The organism is Coprococcus sp. RTP21204st1_G4_RTP21204_210225 (assembly GCF_040915385.1).
Classification (GTDB): Bacteria; Bacillota; Clostridia; order Lachnospirales; family Lachnospiraceae; genus Allocoprococcus; species Allocoprococcus comes.
This window is the reverse complement of sequence record NZ_JBCPDP010000001.1, coordinates 301,104-323,522: the sequence shown is the minus strand read 5'-3', so window position 1 is coordinate 323,522 and position 22,419 is coordinate 301,104. Positions and strand designations below refer to the sequence as shown.

Sequence of the window (22,419 nt, the reverse complement as noted above, 5' to 3'; positions counted from 1 at the left end):
TATGCAGATTACAGATGTACGCGTGCGCAAAGTAGCAAAAGAAGGAAAATTAAAGGCAGTAGTATCAATTACAATGGACGAAGAATTTGTTGTTCACGATATTAAAGTCATTGAAGGGGAAAAAGGACTTTTCATTGCAATGCCGAGTAAGAGAGCACTGGATGGGGAATATCGTGATATTGCGCATCCAATCAATTCCGGTACAAGAGACAGAATCCAGAAGATCATTCTGGACAAGTATGCGGAAGTACTGGAAGAGACTGACGACGCGGAAACTGCAGAAATCTAAGTACAGAAAAATACTGAAAACAAAAATCCCGGAGACTGGAAGTAAAACCAGTTCTCCGGAATTTTTATATTTTGAGAAATGATATTTCTACGATGGTCAATCGCGCATAAACTGATCGATCACATAGAGAACTCCGTCATCATCATTTGATTTTGTGATAAAATCTGCTTTTTCACGGACCAGTGGCTGTGCATTTTCCATTGCCACTCCAAGACCTGCGGTTTCGATCATAGTCAGGTCGTTGTATCCGTCACCGCAGCAGATCATTTCATCAGCAGTCAGACCGATGCTGGTAAGAAGCTTCAGAAGAGAGGCGGCTTTGTCTACATTCTTTGGAACAATTTCGAGGAAAAATGGATCCGAACAGTAAACATCGATATAACCATGGAAATGAGCGGACATTTCCTCTTTAGCAGCAGCGATGCTGTCTGGTTCTCCGGTCAGGAGAAATTTATTGTTTGGAAATGTGGATACTTTCTCGCAGAAATTATCAATTTGTACAATTGGTAAATGGTTGATCCGGGATTCTAATTCGGAATATTTTGTCGGGGTAAATCCGGACAGAAGCTGTCCATCCTCATAAGCCAGAATATCAACCGGGTAGTTGGAAGCGATCCGGTAGATATCCGGGATCACGTCCTGCGGAAGTGTTTTGTTGTAAATGACCTGGCCGGTGCGGCAGTCAGTGATCCGTGCTCCGTTGAAGGATAGGATATAGCTTCCGTAACGTTCCAGATGGAGCTGCCTGGCAAGGGGAACCACGCCGTATGTAGGGCGACCGCTTGCAAGAACAACTTTTTTTCCGGCTTCCTGGATCTCGATCAGAGCCTTTAACGTTGGTGGAGTGATTTCTTTCCTGGAGTTGGTAAGTGTTCCGTCCAGGTCAAGAACAAGTATCTGATATTTCATGTCTTACCTCTCTTAAAACTTCATCTGTCTGAGTACATCAATGATCTCAGGAAATTCCATACCGTGGGAAGCTTTGACCAGAATGGTATCATCTTTTTTGACAACATTCCGGATTTTTCCCAGGAAGTCCTGTTTGGTTTTAAAGTAAAGTACGGCACTGCTCTTTGCACAGGCTTTTGCACCTTCATATGCGTGGTGGGAAAGTTCTCCGATACAGCAGATCACATCAATGCCGATCTCGGCAGCATGTGCGCCGGTATTGTAGTGAAGTTCATTCTCCTTATCACCAAGCTCATACATATCGCCCATTACAGCTACGGTTCTTCCTGTTGCGGTAGAAAGTACATCCAGAGAAGATTTCATGGAAACCGGATTAGCGTTGTAGCAATCATCGATGATCAAAAGAGATCCTGTGTCGATCAGATTGGTACGTCCGGCAATCGTCTTCAGGGAAGAGATCCCGGTCTGGATTTCCTCCAGAGTAAGTCCAAGCTTCATGCCGACACATGCTCCGGCGAGAGCATTATAAACCATGTGATTTCCAGGTACCGGGATATGTACGTTGATTTCACCAAGTGGAAGGTGGAGTACAGCGTCAGTTCCGCGAAGTCCCTGACTTACGATTCCGTCTGCATAGGCATCCAGCTGGTCTGAAAGACCGAAGAAAACAGGCTTTTTCCCTTGTACCTCTGCGACTGTGGAAAGTTTGTCGTCATCTCCGTTTAAGATGACAGAAGCATTTGGACGCAGATGATCAAAAACTTCGGTTTTGGCTTTTAAGATTCCGTCGCGGCTTCCGAGATTTTCCATGTGTGCAAGACCGATGTTGGTGATTACACAGATATCCGGCTGGCTGATGGATGCAAGTTCATGCATCTCTCCGAAATGGTCAATTCCCATCTCCAGGACAGCGACTTCATGTTCTTCGGTAAGATTGAAGATGGTAAGCGGAAGTCCGATTCCATTGTTAAAGTTTCCCTCTGTCTTAAGAACATTGTATTTCCGGGAAAGGACAGAGGCAATCGTTTCTTTGGTGCTGGTCTTGCCAACACTTCCGGTGATGCCGACAACCTTGATGTCAAGCTGCATGCGGTAAAACGCTGCGATATCACGAAGTGCTTTTTCGCAGGATTCTACATGAATGCAGGGACAGGTAAGGGAAGAAGGATCTTCTTCTGTAAGAGTAGCAAGTGCACCCTGTTCCATAACCTGTGGGATAAAGGTGTGGCCGTCTACACGGGCTCCTTTGAGTGGAACAAAAAGAAATCCCGGTGCTGCTTTCCGGCTGTCGATTGCAACGCCGGTAATCTCTTTTTCAAGAAAACTGCTGTCGCCATGGAAGGTTCCATGGCAGGCAGCGGTTATATTTTTTAATGTCATATTTTTCATCGGTAATACCTCTTTTCAAATTGTAACCTAGTCATCAGCACTCATGCGGTCAAGAAGCTGTTTCTTTACTTCATAAAGTCTTGGAGACAGATCGATATACATCTGGTGAGGATTGAAGAGTCGTTTGGATTCATCCCACAGGGTATCTTTTTCCTGACGGCAGTAAGCGGCAATCTCTTTGACAGACGGGGAAGTGTAGACACATTCACCGTTGATGAAGATTGGCTGCATCATTTCGCGGACGGTATAGGTTCCGGCTTTCATCTTTGTCTTTTTCCATGTCTCGCTTGGATCAAAGAGGAGAAGATCTTCCTCCGGATTGATTTCTTCGTCTACAAAGCAGATATAATCAGCTTTCATCTTGCCGGTTTCTTTTTCGTAAATACGGTAAACCGTCTTGTTGCCCGGATTGGTGATCTTTTCTGTGTTCTCAGAAAGTTTGATTTTAGGTTCGAACTCGCCATTCTTATTCTGGATGGCAGCGAGCTTATATACACCACCGAATGAAGGACAGTCTTTGGAGGTGATCAGATTGGTTCCGACCCCCCATGAATCGATCGCTGCGCCCTGCATCTTGAGGTCATGGATCAGATATTCATCAAGGTCGTTGGATGCGCAGATCGTTGCTTCTTCAAAGCCGGCCGCATCCAGCATTTTACGTGCTTTTTTGGACAGGTAGGCAAGATCGCCGCTGTCAAGACGGATACCAAGCTTTCTCGGACTGATGCCGGCATCTTTCATCTCCTGGAAGACACGGATCGCATTCGGCACACCGGATTTTAAGGTGTCGTAAGTATCGACAAGAAGGGTACATCCTTCAGGATAAAGATCTGCATAGGCTTTAAATGCGGTATATTCATCCGGGAAACTCATGATCCAGCTGTGTGCATGGGTTCCCATAACCGGAACGTCAAAAAGCTTGCCGGTAAGTACGCAGGAGGTTCCCACGCAGCCGGCGATCACGGCAGCACGTGCGCCGTATAATCCGGCATCCGGTCCCTGGGCACGGCGAAGCCCGAATTCCATAACACCGGTATCACCGGCAGCGTATACGATACGGGAAGACTTGGTTGCAATCAGACACTGGTGGTTCAGAATGTTCAGGATTGCGGTTTCCACAAGCTGAGCTTCCATGATCGGGGCAACGACTTTGAGGATCGGCTCCTTTGGGAAGATCAGGCTTCCTTCCGGAATTGCGTAAATGCTTCCGGTAAAGTGATAGCCGCTCAGATACTGAAGAAAATCTTCAGAAAAAATGTGGAGACTGCGAAGGTAATCCACATCATCATAACTGAAGTTCAGATTTTTCACGTACTCAATAACCTGTTCAAGTCCGGCTGCGATTGCATAACCGGAAGAAAATGGGTTGGAACGGTAAAATACATCAAAAATTACGGTAGGATTGTCCTGCTTATCGTAATAACCCTGCATCATAGTCAGTTCGTATAAGTCTGTAAGTAATGTTAAATTTTTAGAATGCATAATCGTACCTCTTTTCTGTTATAGGTTTAGATCAGACTGGCGTTTTTCTTAATTGTGTCCTGAATAAGATCATGACAATAGATTCCAAGATGTTTTCTTGTCTCTTTATCCAGTTCTTTTGGATAGATTGGTTTGCCGTATTCGATGACGACATGTACTTTTTTTACACGTGGGAAATGTGCTTCAAAAATGTCAGCAGTATTGTTCATGCTGATCGGAATGATCGCACACCCGGTCTTTTCGGCAATTTTAAGTGCACCGTCACGGAATGGAAGCATAGAAAGCTCTTCGCCATTGTTGCGGGTTCCTTCCGGGAAAATGCAGATGGAAATGCCATTTTTTACATAATCAATTGCCTGAAGGATTGTCTTCAGACCTTCTCTCATATTGTCTCTGTCAAGGAAGAGACAGTACAGATTCTTCATCCATGTGGAAAGAAGCGGAATCTTTTCCATTTCTTTTTTGGCAACATAACCGGTCAGACGCCTGCACCGGCTGTAAGTAAGGAGAATATCAAAATAACTGCGGTGGTTGCCGATAAAGAGTACCGGTTCATCCGGAACATTTTCTTCACCGATCACGGTTGTCGTGACACCGGTCATCTTAAGAATCACTTTAAAGCCCCACTGAACGATGCGCAGAGAACTGATATCTTTGGCTCTGCGATTGAATTTACCAATGATCCATTCCACCAGAAAAACCGGAATGGACAGGATCAGGTAAAGAATTAAAAAGACTGCGATACAGATAAATCGTATCATTACCCCAAAATCCTCTCTTTCATTGTATAAAGTAACATACTTTTCTTCGATTATACTATTCGAGGCATGAAAATACAAGGAAGATAATATGATAATAAAGAGACAAAAAAATGGAAAAGTTTGTGAATAATTATGAGAATAAAATGCCGTGTGACAGGGGTGATCTGGATGCTGATTTTCCTTGGCGGCTGTCAGGTCATGGAAAAAGAGGAAGCGGGTGGAGAAATGCTGGAATATTCCATTGTGGATGAGAAAAAAGTTCCGGCGGAAATGACCGAACGCATTGCCGGGATGGAAGAAACCCCATTTCAGATCATGTATGTGCAAGGAGACCGGCTGTATGTCGGACAGGGGTATGGGAGACAGGAAATGGAGGGATATGCGATCCGGGTTGATGGCTGTACGGAAGAAAAAGATGTGATCTGTGTACAGACAACACTTCTGGGACCGGGAAGTGACGAGACAGAAAAAAATGGGGAGGAGATGGGAAATATCTGTATGCGGGAAGATGGATTTTCCCAATACCCATATGTTGTCCTGGAAATGGCAAAAAGCGAAAAACCGGTGATATTTGAGTAGGAGGCTGACTATGGAACTGATAAGAAAACAGGTACGTATGAATCAGATGGGCAAAACAGTGACGGATCAGTTTATGATCGGTGGGGATTATAATGTACCAGATGCGAAAAGTGACGTGGGAAGAGTGCTTTCCGGTGAGGGAAGTCTGCGGATTGAAGAGACAAGAAGAGTGGAAAATTATCTCCGTGTGACGGGAAAACTGAATTTTAAAGTTTTGTATGTGACAGATTCGGGAGATCCGCGTCCCGGAGCTTTGGAGGGAATGATTCCGTTTGAGGAAATGGTCTACATGGAGGAAGAGAACGGAGAAGGCGAAGACATTGTGCAAGTTCAGCGGGTGGAATGCGGGGTATCACTGATCCATTCGAGAAAGCTTGCGGTAAAAGCGCTTGCGGAAATGACGGTACATACAGAGCAGATCACAGAAAAACAGGTGACACTTGATGTGGATGGGGAAGAGGGAATCTATCTGAAAAAATGTCCGGTGGAGCTGCTGCAGCTGTTTACCGCGAAGAGAGACATTTACAGGATCAAAGAGGAGATTAAGATACCGGGGACCAAAGAGAATATCGGAACGCTCTTGTGGACAGAGGTAAGCTCCCGGAAAATGGATACCAGACTTGTGCAGGATGCTATGCTGATAAATGGAGAATTGCAGATCTTTGTTCTCTATGAATCCCAGGAGGGCAAGACAGACTGGGTGGAGCAGACGGTTCCTTATGAGGGACGGATCGAGTGTGCCGGCGCAGAAGAAGGTATGTATCATCATGTCTATGACCGGCTGGATGATATCAGTGTGGAAGTGCGGATGGATGAGGACGGTGAGATGCGTGCACTTGGCATTGAAGCGGCACTTCAGGTTCGTCTTTTTGTCTATGGGGAAGAAAAGCTGGAGCTTTTAGAGGATGCGTATTCCCTTGATAAAAAATGTGTTTTGGAGACAGAAGAAGTTGTTGTTGAGGAGCTTCTGATGCAGAATCATTCAAAAAGTAAGATCACAGAACGATTAAGTCTGCCGGAGCTGAAAGATGAGATCCTTCAGGTGTGCCACAGCAGCGCAGATCTGCAGATAGAAAAAATGGAAGTGCAGGATGGAGGAATTCTGGCAGAGGGGATTCTAAATGTCAGCTTTCTGTATGTAAAGGCAAACGATGAAGTACCATTTGGTGTGTGGAAGGGGATGGTTCCGTTCTCGGCAATGCTTGAATGCCGGGAAGGAAGCAGCGATATGAAATATGACGTCACATATGCAGTGGAGCAGCTTGCGGTAGATCTTGCCGGAAATGATGAAGTAGAGATCAAAGCGGTCGTGGCGTTCAGGAGCTTCATGCGAAAAGCGGAAAAAATACAGATGGTGACAGAGGCTGCACTTGTGGATTATGAAAAAGAAGAGCGGATGAATCAGCCGGGAATTGTGGGATATATCGTAAAAGACGGAGATGATCTGTGGAGCCTGGCAAAGAAATATTCGACCACAGAAGAAAGCATTCTGCTTAATAATGAATTATTATCAAAAGAATTGAAAACGGGTGATAAAATATTGATTTTTCGGGAGAGTTTGAGTATACTATAGTAATGAAATGATGTATACAAGATACAAAAAAAGGTCGAAAAAATACAATAAGGAGATACACGCATGGATAAACTGGAGTTAAAAGCACTTGGGAAGATCAATCTTGGACTTGATGTGCTGGGGCGGCGGGAGAATGGTTATCACGATGTGCGCATGGTCATGCAGACGCTGTATCTGTACGATAATGTGACGCTGCAAAAGAAGTCGGCCCCAGGTATCGAGATCGATTCAAATCTTTTTTATCTGCCGAATGATGAGGACAATATTGCATGGAAAGCGGCAAAGCTTCTGATCGATGAATTTGATATCAAAGACGGGATCAGAATCCATCTGGACAAGCATATACCGGTTGCAGCGGGAATGGCAGGCGGAAGTTCCAATGCTGCGGCAGTGCTTTACGGAATGAACCAGATGTTCCGGTTGGGACTTTCTCAAAAAGAGTTGATGGAAAGAGGCGTGAAGCTTGGGGCGGATGTTCCTTACTGCATTATGCGCGGAACAGTACTCGCAGAAGGAATCGGGGAAAAACTGACGCCGCTTCCTCCGATGCCGAAATGTCAGATTCTGATCGCCAAGCCGCCGATCAGTGTATCGACAAAGATGGTTTATGAAAAGCTGGATTCCTGTGAAATCAAGGAGCATCCGGATATAGATGGTATCCTGGACGGATTGAAGAACCAGGATCTTGAGCAAGTGGCAGCATCCATGGGTAATGTGCTGGAAAAGGTTACGGTTGAAGCATATCCAGTCATTGCACAGATCAAAGAATGTATGATGGAAGCAGGTGCTCTTGGGGCGATGATGAGCGGAAGCGGTCCGACTGTATTTGGGATTTTCAGGGATCGCAGGACAGCGAAGGAAGCATTTACAAAAGTAAAAGCACAGAATCTGGCAAAACAGATTTATCTTGCAAATGTGCATAACGTCAGGAGGAGATAAGAATGGATATGGATTTTGAAGTAAATATGAATGAATACCTGCCGTTGAGAGATGTTGTGTTCAATACACTCCGGAAGGCAATTTTAAGAGGAGAACTGAAGCCGGGAGAACGGCTGATGGAGATCCAGCTTGCCAACAAGCTTGGAGTAAGCCGCACCCCGATCCGTGAAGCAATCCGTAAACTGGAGCTGGAAGGTCTGGTTCTGATGATTCCGCGAAAAGGGGCAGAAGTGGCACAGATCACAGAGAAGAATATGCAGGATGTGCTGGAAGTCAGAAAGGCACTGGAAGAGCTTTCCGTACAGCTTGCGTGTGAACGGATCACGCCGGAGCAGGTTGAAGAAATGAAGATGGCAGCTGAAGATTTCCGTAAAGTCTTAAAGAGTGGTGATGTGACGAAGATCGCTGAAGCAGATGTAAAATTCCATGATATTATCTTTGCCGCAACCAATAACCAGAGACTGATCACGCTGCTGAATAACCTGCGGGAACAGATGTACCGGTTCCGCGTAGAATACCTGAAGCAGAAGGAATGTTATCCACAGCTCCTGGAAGAACATGATAAGCTGATCGCACTGATTTCGGGTGGAGAGGTTGAAGAGGCATGTGAGCTCATGGGATGTCATATTGACAATCAGGCCTCTACAGTATCGGATGTTATCCGGAGAGATCAGGTAGAATATCACAGATAAAAATGTATAGTTTTCCATAGGTTGTCAATACTCCTGGTATCAAAGACAGGAGGTACATACGAAAATGAAAAAAATAAAAGCAGTGGTGCTGGTACTGATCATGATTCTGTGTGGTGCGGCATTTGCAAGGGGAATGCAGGTGGAAGCGAAGGCGAATGCAGTGCAGGAAAAGTTATCCGGTGAGGTGTTCCGCTTTCATGTGCTTGCCAACAGTGACAGCAAAGAAGACCAGGAGCTTAAGATGAAGGTGAAAGAGGCTGTTGTAGATTATATGTGTGAGAATCTTTCGGATGCAGGGAATGCAGCGGAGGCGAAAGCATGGGCGATCCGCCACAAAGAAGAACTGATCCGGACGGCCAGGGAAGTCTTGCAGGAAGAAGGATGTAACGATCAGATAACAGCTGAGGTCGTGCGGTGTGAATTTCCGGACAAAACTTACGGAGACATCACCTTCCCTGCAGGCTGGTACGATGCACTCCGGATCAAGATCGGAAAGGCACAGGGGCACAACTGGTGGTGTGTTCTTTATCCGAATCTCTGTTTTATGGATTCTGTCCATGCAATTGTTCCCAAAGAAGGGAAGGAAGAGCTGCGGAGTGTGCTGACGGATGAAGAGTATGCGATGATCGTAAAAGGCACACCGGTAAAAATCAAATGGTTTTTCTTGCAATTGACGGAGTAAATGTGTAGAATATACTTCAACGAAGATGGCAGGAAAATTTGTTTCGCCTAAGGCAAAGGAAAGTTTAATGACGGATATACTTGTAAAATTATTTGTAAAAGATTATAAAGATGTAGAAAAGGTGTCTGTCCGTACAGCATATGGAGTGCTGGCAAGCGGAGTAGGCATCTTTTGTAATGTTCTGCTGACGATTGCGAAGATGGTGATAGGAATCCTTCTTCACAGTGTGTCTGTTACTGCAGATGCATTTAACAACTTATCGGATGCAGGTTCTTCGATCATTGGAATGATCGGAGTGAAGATGGCAGAAAAACCGGCAGACAAGGAGCATCCTTTTGGGCATGGCAGGCTGGAATACATAGCGGCACTGATCGTATCCTTTCTGGTGATCGAAGTTGGATTTACCTTTTTCAAAAATGCGATCGTGAAGATCCGGGAGCCGGAAGAGTTAAAATTCAGTCTGGTGTCGATCCTGATCCTGGTGTTGTCCATAGGTGTGAAGCTGTGGCTTGCGATGTTTAACCGGAAACTTGGTGAAAAGATTTCTTCCCAGGTGATGATGGCGACGGCAGCAGATGCACTTGGAGATGTGATCACGACAGCAGCGACGATCCTGTCGGTTGTATTCTGGCGGATCACAGGGATCAATATCGATGGCTTTGTCGGACTTGGTGTTTCACTGGTCGTTATGTGGGCCGGATTTGGGATTGCGAAGGATACGCTTGAGCCGCTGATCGGAATTCCGGCGACATGGGAAGATTATGAGAAGATCAAGCATTTTGTGGAAAAATACGCTGGAATCGAGGGCAGCCATGATCTGGTGATCCATAATTACGGACCGGGAAGAAGTATGGCGATCATTCATGCAGAGGTTCCGAATGATGTCCCGATTGATGTATCCCATGAGATCATTGACCGGATTGAGAGAGAGGCAATGGAACAACTGGGGATCTCGCTGACAATTCATATGGATCCGGTGGAGACTCGTAATGAAGAAGTACTTCAGGCAAAACATGAGACAGAAAAAGCTGTGGAAGCACTGGATCCGAGATGCAGTATTCATGATTTCCGCATGGTGAATGGAGAAAAACAGATCAATCTCATTTTTGATTTTGTCATTCCGAGAGAGTATTCTGAGGAAAAAGGGAATGAACTGACACTGACTTTGATGGACCGATTGCAGCATCATAACCCAAAGTATCAGTGTGTTATCACATTAGATAGAAGTTATGTGGAAGAACAGAGGTAAAAGAGATGTATACATTTGAAAGCAGAGTACGATTCAGTGAAGCAGACCATACGGAGCTTCTGACATTACCGGGGCTTGTTAATTATTTTCAGGACTGTAGTACTTTTCAGTCTGAGGATATCGGATATGGCGTGGAATCACTGAAAAAAAGCGGGCAGGCATGGATTCTTTCCGCATGGCAGATTGTAGTAAACCGTTATCCGAAACTCGGGGAACATATCCGGGTGTCCACCTGGGCAACGGATTTTACCGGACTTTTCGGACTTCGTAATTTTAAGATGGAGGATGAAGCAGGCGAGATGACAGCCTGGGCCAATTCGGTCTGGGTATATATGGATATGAAAAAAGGAAGACCATGCAGACCGGCGAAAGAAGAGGTCGAGGCTTATCGGCCGGAAGCACCACTGGATGTAGAGTTTGCGCCGCGTAAGATCGTGCTTCCAAAAGAACTGGAAGATGGAGAAAGTTTTCCGGTAAGACGTCATCAGATCGACACAAACGAGCATGTCAATAACTGCCAGTATATCCAGATGGCAATTGATGTGGTGCCGGAATGTGAGCGTGCCGGACAGATCCGGGTAGAATATAAAAAATCCGCAGTTATGGGTGATATTATTTATCCAAAGATGGCGGTAGAGGAACAGAGAAAAATAGTGGAACTTTGTGATGCGGAGGGAAATCCGTATGCGGTAGTAGAATTCAAGGAGAAATAAGAGATGGAATTAGGGAAAAAACAGATGCTTACGGTAGTAAAGGTAGTTGATTTCGGAGTATATCTGGGAGATGACAGAGAAAAGGTTCTTCTTCCGAAGAAGCAGGTTCCGGCAGGAATCGAACCGGGCGATCCGATTGAGGTGTTTTTGTATAAGGATTCTTCTGACCGTCTGATCGCAACGGTAAATGAACCGAAGCTTACACTGGGGGAAAGTGCAATCCTGAAGGTAGCGCAGGTTGGCAAATTCGGTGCCTTCCTGGACTGGGGACTGGAAAAGGATCTGTTCTTGCCATTTAAGGAGCAGACTTATAAGGTGAAACCGGGGGATGAATGTCTGGTAGGACTTTATATTGATAAGAGCCAGAGACTCTGTGCGACCATGAAGGTATATGAGTATCTGACCAGTGATTCTCCTTATCAGAAGGATGATCAGGTAGAGGGAATCGTTTACGAAGTGAGTGATAATTTCGGGGCTTTCGTTGCAGTGGACGGAAAATATTCTGCGCTTGTGCCAAAGAGAGAAGCACCGAAAAGTCTAAGACCGGGAATGAAGATCCATGCGAGAGTGACAGAAGTAAAACCGGATGGAAAGCTGAATTTAAGTGTCCGTGAGAAAGCATTTATCCAGATGGATAAGGATGCGCTTCTGGTACTGGCGCGTCTGGAAGAAAAGGGCGGAGTCCTTCCGTTTAACGATAAAGCAGACGCGGAGGTGATCCGTTCGGAGTTTGATCTGAGCAAGAATGCATTCAAGCGTGCAGTCGGACATCTGTATAAAGAGCGTAAGATCGAGATCCGTAAGAACAGTATTGTTTTGAAATAGACATTGTGATTATGCACAAAAAACAGACTATTAAATTGTTCACAATGCCCAAAACGCTGATTTGAAAAAAACCCTTGATTTTCAAAAAAAAATTGTATATATTGAGGGTGTAAAAGATAGGAAGAGATAAAAGAAAAGGAGTGTACATCATGAAGGTACAGAATATTACAAACATTGATAAGTTTTTTGAAATAGTAGACAGCTGCAAAGGAAAAGTAGAACTTGTAACAGGAGAAGGCGACAGACTGAATCTGAAATCTAAACTTTCTCAGTATGTTTCTATGGCAAATATTTTCTCTAACGGAGAGATTCCGGAACTGGAAATCATTGCATACGAAAAAGAAGACATCGATAAACTGGTTAACTTCATGATCAATGGCTAATTTATATAAATACCAGGAATAGTGAGAAGCAGGAATCAAAGAAGATTTGGTTCCTGCTTTTTTGTGTATACGATGAGCCAACTGCAGATTTGTGCTTGCACAAGGATCGGCAGTTGGCGAATGTACATCATCGAGCTGTTAAGCGAGATGGTGTACAAAGTATACAAATCGAGTAGGAGTCAGCCTGCTCGATTGTGGAGAGAGACGGTCTGCGAGGGGGAGGTTGTGTGGCGGATTTAGAAAAAGAATAGGTGTGAAGTCCATTGCACAATAAGTGCCTTCACACCTATTCTTTTTCTAAATCCGCCCTCAAGACTTTGGGCGCAGACCTGGCGGCTGCTAAACATAAAAATTCAGGAAACTATAGAGAGATAGTTTCCTGGTATATGGGAGAGGGTATTTATATTGAGGGTGGGTTAGGTTAGTTTGCGCGTAATGATTCAATAAATGGTGTCAGGAGGAATTCACCGTATTGAAGCAGGGAGAAGCTTCTCTGGGTGAGACACCAGGAGTAGGTGAGACCGATCTGGGCAGAGGTGATCATCTGGGAGAGCTCGACGTAGGAGTAGTCTGACTTTAGTTCTCCACATTTGATCCCATCGAAAAGGATCTTGCGCAGGATCTTATAATAATTACGATCCGGGTTTAAAATATGTCTGGTTCCGGTAGTAGCTACCTGAAGACCGTAGAGGGACGCAAAGAGATCCATATATGGTGAGTGCTCCAGGTTATTCAGCACAAAATGGTTGAAGGCGAGCAGCAGATCGGCGGCTGGAAGCGTCCGGTCGCAGGTCTGAAGCCAGCTATCATAGTCACTGTCGTAGGAATAGGCGAGGCTGAAGAGAAGTTCATCTTTTCCACGAAAATGGTGGTAAAAGGTGCTGCGGGAATTACCGGAGAGTTCGATGATCTGCGCGATCGTAGTTTCGTCATAGCCCTGTTCTGTGAACAGCTTCCATGCTGCATCCATGATGTCCTGTTTTGCATGTCGTTTGCCGTGCGTTGTCATAATTGATCGTTCCTGCCTTCTTAAAAGTATTGAAGCTATTGTAACACAGGGATGTGGAGAGTGCAATGTTTTGTTTCTGCATACATTTTATTGAAAATGTCCATATAAGGATAATATGGTTGACTTTATTTGAACACTTTAGTAGAATGAAGGGTATAAAAAGCAGAACGTAGTTCGGAATACAGTATCTTTTTAGACCGTAGTATGAAAACGGACTACAGTGCTTTTGGAGGTGTAAGATGGAAAAATTAAAACTTGCAGCCGGCATGACAGGAGAACAGAAGCGTTATGCGGTTGAAGCAGCACTACTTCTGGGATTTCAGACAGAGACAGCTACATTTCCGGTGATCACAGCGGACGGTGAGATTCCGGTGCCGGAGAATATGGAAGAGCTGAAAGCCCTGTGGAAAAAGAGTACAGGGGGAACACCGGAAGAGTACGAATCAGCATCAAAGCATACAGGTCCGATCTTTGATCTGGATTTCCGTAAGGAAAAAGGGCTGGAGACGATGCTTCAGAAAGGGGATTTCCTGAAAGACGAGAATCAGGATCTTCTTCCGGATGTGTTGGATGTGAAGATTGTACTTCCGGAGGATGCAGATGATGCGATGCTCGTTGCAGCATGTAACCTGGCATGGCGTTTTGGTATGGAGACAACCGGATATAAAGGAACTATTACGGCAGATGCAGCTTATACAGGCAACCGGCTCGTTCTGGAAAAAGCAGAGCAGACAGAGCTTGTACGGGAAAAAGAAGGAGAAAGTGTAAAAGTATCTCTTCGCGGTGACGGAGAGGAACTAATCGCATTTACCTCCCGCCTCTGTATGGAATTTCCACAGATCAATGGTCAGAGAAGCTGGAAAGACCTGCTGATGGATATGGTGGATGACTTTGTACTGCGCGGCGCAGATGGCCAGCTTGCAGCTTTGAAAGCGATGCAGAAAGAGCAGACAGGAGAATACGAAGTGTACGGATCTCCGCTCTGGAATGATACACAGAAAAAAGAAGCCGGGGATGCAAAGGTATATAATTACAAATCCGGACAGAAGATGTACGAGAAGGTGTATGAGCTTCCGTGGGAAGTGGAAGTTTTTGAAAAACTTCTGGAAGAAAAGGTTTATCCGCAGATCGGGAAAGGAAGCAAGGTAAAGATTACCGGTGCGGTAAGTGAAAATATAAAAGTACGTCAGAAGATAAAAGAAAAAATCGAAGACAGAATCCAGATGTTAGGTGCCAAGCCGGAGGATACCTCCGTTATCTGTGCATACAAACAGGGATATTCCTGGATCGTTGAAGAGATGCTTCCGGTGATGAAGGAAGCGCAGGCAGATCAGGTTGAGATTTATTTCAAACCGTTCCTGCCGGAAGGCCAGACAGACTGGCTGGATGAGAACGGTGCAACCCCGTCCTATCACAATCTGAATGCAGACACTCCGGACAAGTGGTATGATCTTCCGATCCGCTATCTGCAGGAACTGTATCCGGTAGAAGATATTCTGGTAAAAGAGCTTGGAATTGAAAGAGATAAAGTCATTTTCAAAGCTTATGAAGGCGAAGAAGATATCACTTATCTCTGCAAGGGGATCAAGGACGAAAAGGTCTGCTGTGAGGATACTTACAAAGCAGTCTGGTCGGAAAGACCATATATGGATGAATATCCGCAGATGGGAAAGGTTCATCCGGCAACCGGTTATGTAAAAGCAGAGATTGACGGACAGGAAGTATTTTATCAGACCGTCCGTACCGATATGGAAGAGATCTGGGATGTTTACCAGAAGGAAGTTCTTCCGGATTGCAGACGATATATTGAGGAAAAGACAGGCGGAAAGATTTCCGCAGACCTGCAGCCGTTCTTCCATGAACTGCGTCTGGACGTGACCGCAAGTGAACCGGACTATGCGACCGGATCAAGAGAGGATCTGATCTCTTCACTGGATGCTTTGCATGAAGATATGTATTTTGTCGGAAGCGACTATTTTAAAAATTACGGTGTGAAGAAAGCAGATGTCATGCTGGATGCGCCGGGACTGATCCTTCCGGTGATCCATGAAAAAGAAGGCAGACCGGTATTTAAGGTGACACTGACCGAGCCGTTAAAAGAAGAAGCATGCATTGTAAAAGATGGAAAAGCGGTTCTTTTACAGAGAAAACGCGAAGAAGCAGATGCATGGATCCGTGCCATTTCATGGGAAAATGATAATTTTACTTTCCATATCCGCACAAATGGTGTACAATCTAATGTATTACACACTTACTCAACATTGTGGTCAAAGGGTGTACTGGCAGAGTGTGAAAGTGTTGCTGCAGGTACGAAGCTTTTGTTTGAAAGTGAGCAGGGCGAGATACAGTATGCAGCACTTACACCGGAAAGAGAAGAAAAACCAAAGACGAAACGGATTGAAGAGATTGACCTGCATGAGCATGAACTGATCGGATATGATACTTACCGTGAGATCATCGAAGAACTGAAGCAGGTTCCTGGAATCGAAGTGTTCCGAACTGCGGTATCTTATACAGGACGTGAACTCTATGCAGTATGGATCAAACCGGAATACGAAGGATATCTGTCCATGACGAAGCGTATATCAAGAATTCCTGGCGAGATGATCAATGCAAGACATCATGCAAATGAAGTATCTTCGACAAATGCAGCATTTATCCTGATCAAGAAGCTGCTGACAGAAGATGTTTACAAAGATTTACCGGATAAACTGAATCTGGTGATCGTTCCGATGGAAAATGTGGATGGTGCGGCAATCCATTATGAATTGCAGAAAGAGCATCCGACCTGGAAATTCCATGTGGCAAGATTTAATTCGCTTGGAAAAGAGTTCTACTATGAACATTTCCAGCAGGATACGATCCACAGCGAGGCGATGGGATTAACCCGTATTTATGACCGGTATGTCCCGGATATGATCGTGGACAATCACGGAGTACCGAGCCATGAATGGGAGCAGCAGTTTTCAGGTTATACCTCCCCGTCTTACAAAGGCTTCTGGCTTCCGAGATCTCTGCTTTATGGTTATTTCTGGTATGTGACCAATCCAGAGTACAAGGACAATTACCCGGTCAATAAGGTAATGGAAGATGTGATAGCAGACAAGATTGCCGAGTATCCGGAGATGAGAGAATTGAACCGTGAATGGAGTGCTCAGTTTGAAAAATATGCACATGCGTGGATGCCGAAATTGTTCCCGGCAAACTATTATAAAGAAATGATTAACTACTGGATCCCGTTCGCGGCAGATCCAAACCATCGTTATCCGTCGATCCGTTTTCCGTGGATCACAACGGTTGCTTATACCAGCGAGGTTGCAGATGAGACCGCACAGGGTGAATACCTGAATTTGTGTGCAAGGGCTCATGTGGCACATGACGAGGCGACTATCCGGATGTTGATGGAAGCAGTGCATGTGATGGAATGTCATCTGGAAGAGCAGGATGGACAGATTTTGACCAGTTACATAAGACAGCGTCCGATGATTGTCAAAGTGACTGGAAAAAATAAATAACTTTTTAATACTTTTCTAAAGGAGGAGTTAGGTATGGAACTCATCAAATTACTTGGCGTGTTAATCGTAATCGTTGGATTCGCGCTGAAACTGGATTCAATCCTCATTATTTTCCTGGCCCTTATCGCGACAGGGATTGTTGGAGGACTTGGAGTGGGCGGACTTCTGGAAACAATCGGTACAAACTTTGTAGCGAACAGAAGTATGGCAATCTTTATCATGATCCTGCTGGTTACAGGTACACTGGAAAGAAACGGTCTGCGTGAAGCAGCGGCAAACCTGATCCGTAAAGTAAAAAGTGCGACAGCAGGTAAGCTTGTTGCTGTATATGGTATGCTGAATGCTCTGTTTGGAGCATTCAATGTCAGCTTCGGTGGAGTTGCCGGATTTATCCGTCCGGTACTGCTTCCGATGATCGAAGGTGCGATCAGCAATAAAGAAGGAAAAGCAAATGAAGATCACGTAGAAGAAGCAAAAGGACTTGCTGTTGCTATGCAGAACTTCACATGGTTCTTCTTCCAGGTACTGTTCGTAGGTGGTGCCGGCGGAATCCTTGTACAGACAACACTTGCAGGTCTTGGATACGAAGTAGAACTGATCGACCTTGCAGCAGCTGAAATCCCGGTAGCATTAGTTGCACTTGTTGTTTCCTGCGCATTTGTTATTTTGAAAGATAACAAACTGATGAAGAAATACTATGGAAAATCAACAGATACTAAGAAATAGAGGGAGGAAGACAGATGAGTAATTTAAAATTTATACAGGTCGGCGATTCGTTTAATGCAATCGGACTGAATGTAGTATGGGTAATTATCGGATTGATCACGATTTACGCAGGAATCAAGAACCTGCTGGATAAAGAGAATCCGTCAAGAGTCGGAACCGCTGTTTTCTGGTGCTCTTTCGGTATCGTTTGTGGATTTGGTTCATGGCTCCCGGCAAAGGTTTCTGGTGTGCTTGTTCTGATCATGTGCCTGCCGCCGATCTTCAAGAAAGTAAAAATCGGAAAAACAGATAATCCGACAAAGGAACACACAGAACAGCAGTTTAAGAAGATCGGAATGAAGATATTTGTCCCGGCATTCTCCGTAGCGGTATGCTCCCTGTTCTTTGCATTATTCAGTAATATGAGTTCTATGGTCGCAATTACCGTTGGTGTGATTGTAGCTATGGTCTTACTGATGGCATTCGATACAAAACAGAATAAACCGGCAGTCTTTTTGAATGATTCTGAAAGATTCCTTGGAATCACAGGACCTCTCAGTATGCTGCCACAGCTGCTTGGATGTCTTGGAGGTGTATTTACCGCTGCAGGAGTTGGCGATGTAATCGCACAGCTTGTTGAAAAGATTGTTCCAAAGGGAAATGTAAATATCGGGATCATCGTTTATGCAATCGGTATGGTACTCTTTACCATGATCATGGGAAATGCATTCGCAGCTATCACCGTTATGACAGTTGGTATCGGTGCACCGTTCGTTCTTGCTTACGGTGCTAATCCGGTGGTGATCGGTATGCTCGCACTTACATGTGGATACTGTGGAACTCTGCTTACACCGATGGCAGCGAACTTCAACATCCTGCCGGTTGCGATCCTGAACATGAAGGACCGCTGGGGCGCTATCAAAAATCAGGTTCTGGTTGCAATTTTTATGCTTGTGTTCCAGATCTGTTATATGATAGTATTAAAGTAAATAAGACATAAGTAGCTAAGGTCATTATTTCACTGGAAAAGCAGAAAATAATGGCCTTAGAATTCGTAAGCTTATTCTAGTTTTGGGTATGGAGAAAGAAGAGGGACATATGACACCGAATATGGAACGGGGTGCCCGGATCATTATTCACGAATGGGTAAAAGTAAGGGCGTGGGACAAAGTACTGATCGTGACATCGAAGGAATATCTTGCAGAAGCAAAAGCAATGGAAAAAGAGGCTTCCGGAAAAGCACGGTCAGTGAATACACTGCTTGTCGAGAACAAGGGACGCCATGTGGGAATCTTTTTTGATGATAATGAAGCAGTTTTTGATCCTTATACGGCAATTATCGCGGCGACAGAGTATTCGCTGGTGACAACGAAAGCCGCAAAGCGTGCGATACAAAGACACAAGAAATTTCTGTCCTTGCCACTGGCAACCAATGACGGAAGATCTTTTCTGGAATACGATTTCCTGACGATGGATACGAAGAAGAGCCGACTGATGGCAAAGGCATTTATCAAATATCTCAAGTATTCAGAAAAAGTTCGTGTGACAACTCCGGCAGGAACGGATATGATGTTCTACAAAGTGGGCAGAGATCCGGGATTTTTTAACGGAGTTCTAAAGGATGGAAAGGGATATTCTTCTTCCAGTATTGAGGTCTATGTCCCGATCGAGGAGACAAAGACAGAAGGTGTGATGGTGCTTGACGGTTCTCTGGGATATATTGGTCGCGCAGAGGAACCGACAAGGATTTTATTTAAAGGCGGACGGATTACAGAGATTGAAGAGACTCCGACCGGTATTCGGTTGAAAAAATACATGGAAGATTATCAGGATCCCCGGATCTATATTGCGGGGGAACTCGGAATCGGGCTTAATTCATGCTCACAATGCCTTGGAAACTGCTATATTGAAGATGAATCTGCTTATGGGACATTCCATGTAGGACTTGGGCGTAATATTGCTCTTGGAGGTATTCAGAACGCCAAAGGGCATTTTGATCTGGTATGTATGGAACCGGATATCTACACGGACAACCGACAGATTATGCAGCAGGGGAAGGTTATTATCCCGGAGCCTGTGTTATACTAAGAGATATAAAGGAGGAAATTAACATGAAGGTTTTATTAACAGGATTTGATCCATTTGGAGGAGAAAGCGTAAACCCGGCATTCGAGGCAATCAAGCTTCTTCCGTCAACAATTGCGGGGGCAGAGATCGTATATGTAGAGATCCCTACAGAATTCAAGAAAAGTGCACCGGCAGTTGAAGCGGCAATCAAAGAACATAACCCGGATATAGTGATCAATGTAGGTCAGGCAGGCGGACGTTCCTGCGTCACTGTAGAAAAAGTAGGAATCAACCTTGCAGATGCCCGGATTCCGGACAATGCAGGTGACCAGCCACTTGATGAGCCACTTCAGGCAGACGGTCCAACCGGATACTTTGCAACAATTCCGGTAAATGCAATGGTTCAGAATGTACGTGCTCACGGACTTCCATGCCATGTATCTTTCACGGCAGGAACCTACGTATGCAACTGTGTAATGTACAATGTACTGCATATGTGTGCAACCAAATACACTAACATCCGTGCCGGATTTATCCATGTACCATATGCTTGCGATCAGGTTGTAGATAAGGCGAACGGAATGGCAAGTATGCCGCTTGAGACAATCGCAAAGTCTCTGGAGTATTGTGTTGAAGCTGTAGTGAATAATACAGAAGCTGTAAAAGAGGTTATGGGAACTACTCACTAGTTTTATGAAAGAAAAAAGTACCGCTGTGTCAGAATGAAGCTGATGCGGCGGTTTTTTTGTAAAATTTTATTGGAAATATAATTTCATGTCGCTTAATGAAAATGGACGTTCATTATATATTAAGAAATTCTATTATAAAGAAAAAGAATTGATTTGTCACGGGCAGAAATGTTATGTATAATATGCATAAAGAAAGTCGAAGCGGAAATAAGAAAAATGAACAATTTTATGAACGGAGAGAGCTTTTTCAAAAAACAAGTTGATTAAGAAGGTGAAGAAAAAAATCTAGTGGGGAAAAGATTATCGTAAAAATAGAATATGGATGGAAAACAATAACAGAGGCGAAGGAGAAGTGAAATGAGTAATTTAATGGGGATGCTGACGACTATCCAAAGTTATGTATGGGGACCTCCGACATTGTTGCTGTTGATCGGTACAGGGCTTTACTTTACGATTAAATTGAGAGGACTGCAGATCACAAAATTTCCACGTGCAGTAAGGGCCATTTTTGAAAAAGAAAGTGGGACCGGAAGCGGAGAAGGAGATGTATCGGCATTTGCGACTCTATGTACAACGATGGCAGCAGACATAGGAACGGGAAGTATTGTTGGAGTTGCAACGGCGCTTCGAATTGGTGGACCGGGATCGTTATTCTGGATGTGGATTTCAGCCATACTTGGTATGGTGACGAAATATTCAGAAAGTCTTTTAGCGGTAAAATACCGAGTGACGGACGAGAATAACCAGATGGCCGGCGGACCGATGTTTTATATCCAAAATGGTATGGGAGAGAGATTTATCTGGCTTGCAAAAGCCTTTTCTGTGTTTGGCATATGTACAGCATTATTTGGCTGCGGAACGTTTCCGCAGGTAAATGCGATCACAGAATCTGTCAATGTGACATTCCATATACCGATCATTGTAGCAGGAGTCATCATAACAGTGCTTACTGCGGTTGTAACGATCGGAGGAATTAAAAGTATTTCAAAGGTTGCTGAAATTGTGGTGCCGATTATGGCGCTTACTTTTCTTGGAGGCTCGGTAGTGGCGCTGGTGATCAACCGGGCGGCAGTACCGGATGCTTTTAAGACCATTTTTACCTGTGCATTTGCAAAAGAATCGGTAATCGGAGGAACTGCAGGAACAGGTGTCATTACGTTTATGACGGTTATGAGAACCGGGATTGCCAGAGGTGTCTATACAAATGAGGCAGGACTTGGAAGTTCACCGATCGTGGCAGCAGCGGCGAAGACGAATTCCGGTGTAAGACAGGGCCTTCTTTCCATGACAAGTGTGTTTGTTACTACGATTCTGACCTGTTCCATGACAGGACTAGTTATCATCAGCAGCGGGTTGATGGACAGTTCGGATATGAACGGAAGCACGCTTGTTACAGCTGCATATAACATGTGTCTGCCGCACAATATAGGCATGTATCTGATCGCAGTAGGAATCATGTTCTTTGCATTTACCACCATTTTGGGGTGGAATTATTATGGAGAACGCTGCCTGGTTTATCTAACCGGCACAACGAAATGGATCAAACCATATAAGATCATCTACATTGCAGCAATTGCACTGGCACCGTTTTTATCGCTGGAACCAATCTGGCTCCTGGCAGATATCACGAATGCGTTGATGATTATTCCGAACCTGATCGCAATCATTGCACTTAGAAAAGTGATCATTGGAGAAACAAAACTGTATTTTTCAAAACAAAATGAAGAAAAAATGTCTGCTGCGGTAAAAGCAGTGGAGTAAGAAAAGAAACCACCGCATTGGAAATGAGATCTGATGCGGCGGTATTTTTGCGTTAGAGGATAAATAAGGTTGTGACACCAACGCCCCAAAAAGAAAGTTAACAGGTTTACACTCGCATAGAGTATGAGTGGTACAGCGCAGGTAAGTATAATCTGTGTTTCCATCAATTCTCTTCCTGCAGATTCCAACACATCCCAAAAATCATTCG

At 44.6% G+C, this 22,419-nt stretch carries 21 protein-coding genes; 16 read left to right on the top strand and 5 right to left on the bottom strand.

Annotated elements, in window-relative coordinates; all coding sequences use genetic code 11:
- Window position 1: 1 nt before the first annotated feature.
- Window positions 2–289, top strand: coding sequence for a septation regulator SpoVG (gene spoVG, locus AB5213_RS01550; protein ID WP_008368997.1), 288 nt, complete (start codon window positions 2–4; stop codon window positions 287–289).
- A gap of 96 nt (window positions 290–385) precedes the next feature.
- On the opposite strand, the gene AB5213_RS01545 is transcribed toward spoVG, so the two are convergent.
- The 4 genes from AB5213_RS01545 to AB5213_RS01530 are packed head-to-tail and all read right to left on the bottom strand — an operon-like array spanning window position 386 to window position 4,830.
- Window positions 386–1,198 (bottom strand): Cof-type HAD-IIB family hydrolase, encoded by an 813-nt coding sequence (locus AB5213_RS01545; protein ID WP_055157909.1) that lies wholly within the window; start codon window positions 1,196–1,198, stop codon window positions 386–388.
- A 12-nt stretch (window positions 1,199–1,210) separates the two neighbouring features.
- On the bottom strand, window positions 1,211–2,587 hold the full coding sequence (gene murF, locus AB5213_RS01540; protein ID WP_022221116.1) for a UDP-N-acetylmuramoyl-tripeptide--D-alanyl-D-alanine ligase: 1,377 nt from the start codon (window positions 2,585–2,587) through the stop codon (window positions 1,211–1,213).
- Window positions 2,588–2,614: 27 nt separating this feature from the next.
- Window positions 2,615–4,069 carry a nicotinate phosphoribosyltransferase gene (locus AB5213_RS01535; protein WP_008368990.1) on the bottom strand — a complete coding sequence of 485 codons (1,455 nt, stop codon included), beginning with the start codon at window positions 4,067–4,069 and terminating at the stop codon, window positions 2,615–2,617.
- A gap of 26 nt (window positions 4,070–4,095) precedes the next feature.
- On the bottom strand, window positions 4,096–4,830 hold the full coding sequence (locus tag AB5213_RS01530) for a 1-acyl-sn-glycerol-3-phosphate acyltransferase (RefSeq protein ID WP_022221115.1): 735 nt from the start codon (window positions 4,828–4,830) through the stop codon (window positions 4,096–4,098).
- A gap of 132 nt (window positions 4,831–4,962) precedes the next feature.
- Here AB5213_RS01530 and AB5213_RS01525 point away from each other — a divergent pair, with 132 nt between their 5' ends.
- The 9 genes from AB5213_RS01525 to AB5213_RS01485 all read left to right on the top strand — a co-directional run bounded on the left by AB5213_RS01525 (window position 4,963) and on the right by AB5213_RS01485 (window position 12,465).
- Entirely contained in the window at window positions 4,963–5,409 is a 447-nt protein-coding gene (locus AB5213_RS01525; protein WP_117559031.1) for a protease complex subunit PrcB family protein, read from the top strand.
- Between the two features lie 10 nt (window positions 5,410–5,419).
- Window positions 5,420–6,982, top strand: coding sequence for an SPOCS domain-containing protein (locus AB5213_RS01520; protein ID WP_055157918.1), 1,563 nt, complete (start codon window positions 5,420–5,422; stop codon window positions 6,980–6,982).
- A 63-nt stretch (window positions 6,983–7,045) separates the two neighbouring features.
- Complete coding sequence (gene ispE / locus AB5213_RS01515; protein WP_008368982.1) at window positions 7,046–7,921, top strand: 4-(cytidine 5'-diphospho)-2-C-methyl-D-erythritol kinase; 876 nt, start codon at window positions 7,046–7,048, stop codon at window positions 7,919–7,921.
- Between the two features lie 2 nt (window positions 7,922–7,923).
- The gene (locus AB5213_RS01510) at window positions 7,924–8,613 is read left to right on the top strand and encodes a GntR family transcriptional regulator (RefSeq protein WP_008368980.1); all 690 of its coding nucleotides are present in this window, start codon (window positions 7,924–7,926) and stop codon (window positions 8,611–8,613) included.
- A 64-nt stretch (window positions 8,614–8,677) separates the two neighbouring features.
- Window positions 8,678–9,295 (top strand): stage II sporulation protein R, encoded by a 618-nt coding sequence (spoIIR, locus tag AB5213_RS01505; protein ID WP_368276244.1) that lies wholly within the window; start codon window positions 8,678–8,680, stop codon window positions 9,293–9,295.
- Between the two features lie 67 nt (window positions 9,296–9,362).
- Entirely contained in the window at window positions 9,363–10,544 is a 1,182-nt protein-coding gene (locus AB5213_RS01500; protein WP_022221113.1) for a cation diffusion facilitator family transporter, read from the top strand.
- 5 nt (window positions 10,545–10,549) lie between these two features.
- The gene (locus AB5213_RS01495) at window positions 10,550–11,257 is read left to right on the top strand and encodes an acyl-[acyl-carrier-protein] thioesterase (protein ID WP_055157924.1); all 708 of its coding nucleotides are present in this window, start codon (window positions 10,550–10,552) and stop codon (window positions 11,255–11,257) included.
- Between the two features lie 3 nt (window positions 11,258–11,260).
- Window positions 11,261–12,082: a S1 RNA-binding domain-containing protein gene (locus AB5213_RS01490; RefSeq protein ID WP_368276243.1), complete on the top strand. Its 822-nt coding sequence runs from the start codon at window positions 11,261–11,263 to the stop codon at window positions 12,080–12,082.
- 149 nt (window positions 12,083–12,231) lie between these two features.
- On the top strand, window positions 12,232–12,465 hold the full coding sequence (locus AB5213_RS01485) for a hypothetical protein (protein WP_055157928.1): 234 nt from the start codon (window positions 12,232–12,234) through the stop codon (window positions 12,463–12,465).
- Between the two features lie 421 nt (window positions 12,466–12,886).
- On the opposite strand, the gene AB5213_RS01480 is transcribed toward AB5213_RS01485, so the two are convergent.
- On the bottom strand, window positions 12,887–13,474 hold the full coding sequence (locus AB5213_RS01480; RefSeq protein WP_055157930.1) for a TetR/AcrR family transcriptional regulator: 588 nt from the start codon (window positions 13,472–13,474) through the stop codon (window positions 12,887–12,889).
- Window positions 13,475–13,713: 239 nt separating this feature from the next.
- On the opposite strand from AB5213_RS01480, the gene AB5213_RS01475 reads away from it, so the two are divergent.
- The 6 genes from AB5213_RS01475 (at window position 13,714) to AB5213_RS01450 (ending at window position 22,211) form a co-directional block, all read left to right on the top strand.
- Window positions 13,714–16,989 (top strand): M14 family metallopeptidase, encoded by a 3,276-nt coding sequence (locus tag AB5213_RS01475; protein ID WP_243273146.1) that lies wholly within the window; start codon window positions 13,714–13,716, stop codon window positions 16,987–16,989.
- A gap of 33 nt (window positions 16,990–17,022) precedes the next feature.
- Entirely contained in the window at window positions 17,023–17,715 is a 693-nt protein-coding gene (locus AB5213_RS01470; protein WP_055297428.1) for a 5-oxoproline transporter, DUF969 family subunit, read from the top strand.
- A gap of 14 nt (window positions 17,716–17,729) precedes the next feature.
- On the top strand, window positions 17,730–18,683 hold the full coding sequence (locus tag AB5213_RS01465; protein ID WP_055157932.1) for a DUF979 domain-containing protein: 954 nt from the start codon (window positions 17,730–17,732) through the stop codon (window positions 18,681–18,683).
- 109 nt (window positions 18,684–18,792) lie between these two features.
- Window positions 18,793–19,782, top strand: a complete 990-nt coding sequence (locus AB5213_RS01460; RefSeq protein ID WP_022221111.1) for a thermophilic metalloprotease — start codon at window positions 18,793–18,795, stop codon at window positions 19,780–19,782.
- 23 nt (window positions 19,783–19,805) lie between these two features.
- Complete coding sequence (pcp, locus tag AB5213_RS01455) at window positions 19,806–20,450, top strand: pyroglutamyl-peptidase I (protein ID WP_055157934.1); 645 nt, start codon at window positions 19,806–19,808, stop codon at window positions 20,448–20,450.
- Window positions 20,451–20,807: 357 nt separating this feature from the next.
- Entirely contained in the window at window positions 20,808–22,211 is a 1,404-nt protein-coding gene (locus AB5213_RS01450) for a sodium:alanine symporter family protein (RefSeq protein WP_055157936.1), read from the top strand.
- Window positions 22,212–22,419 lie beyond the last annotated feature (208 nt).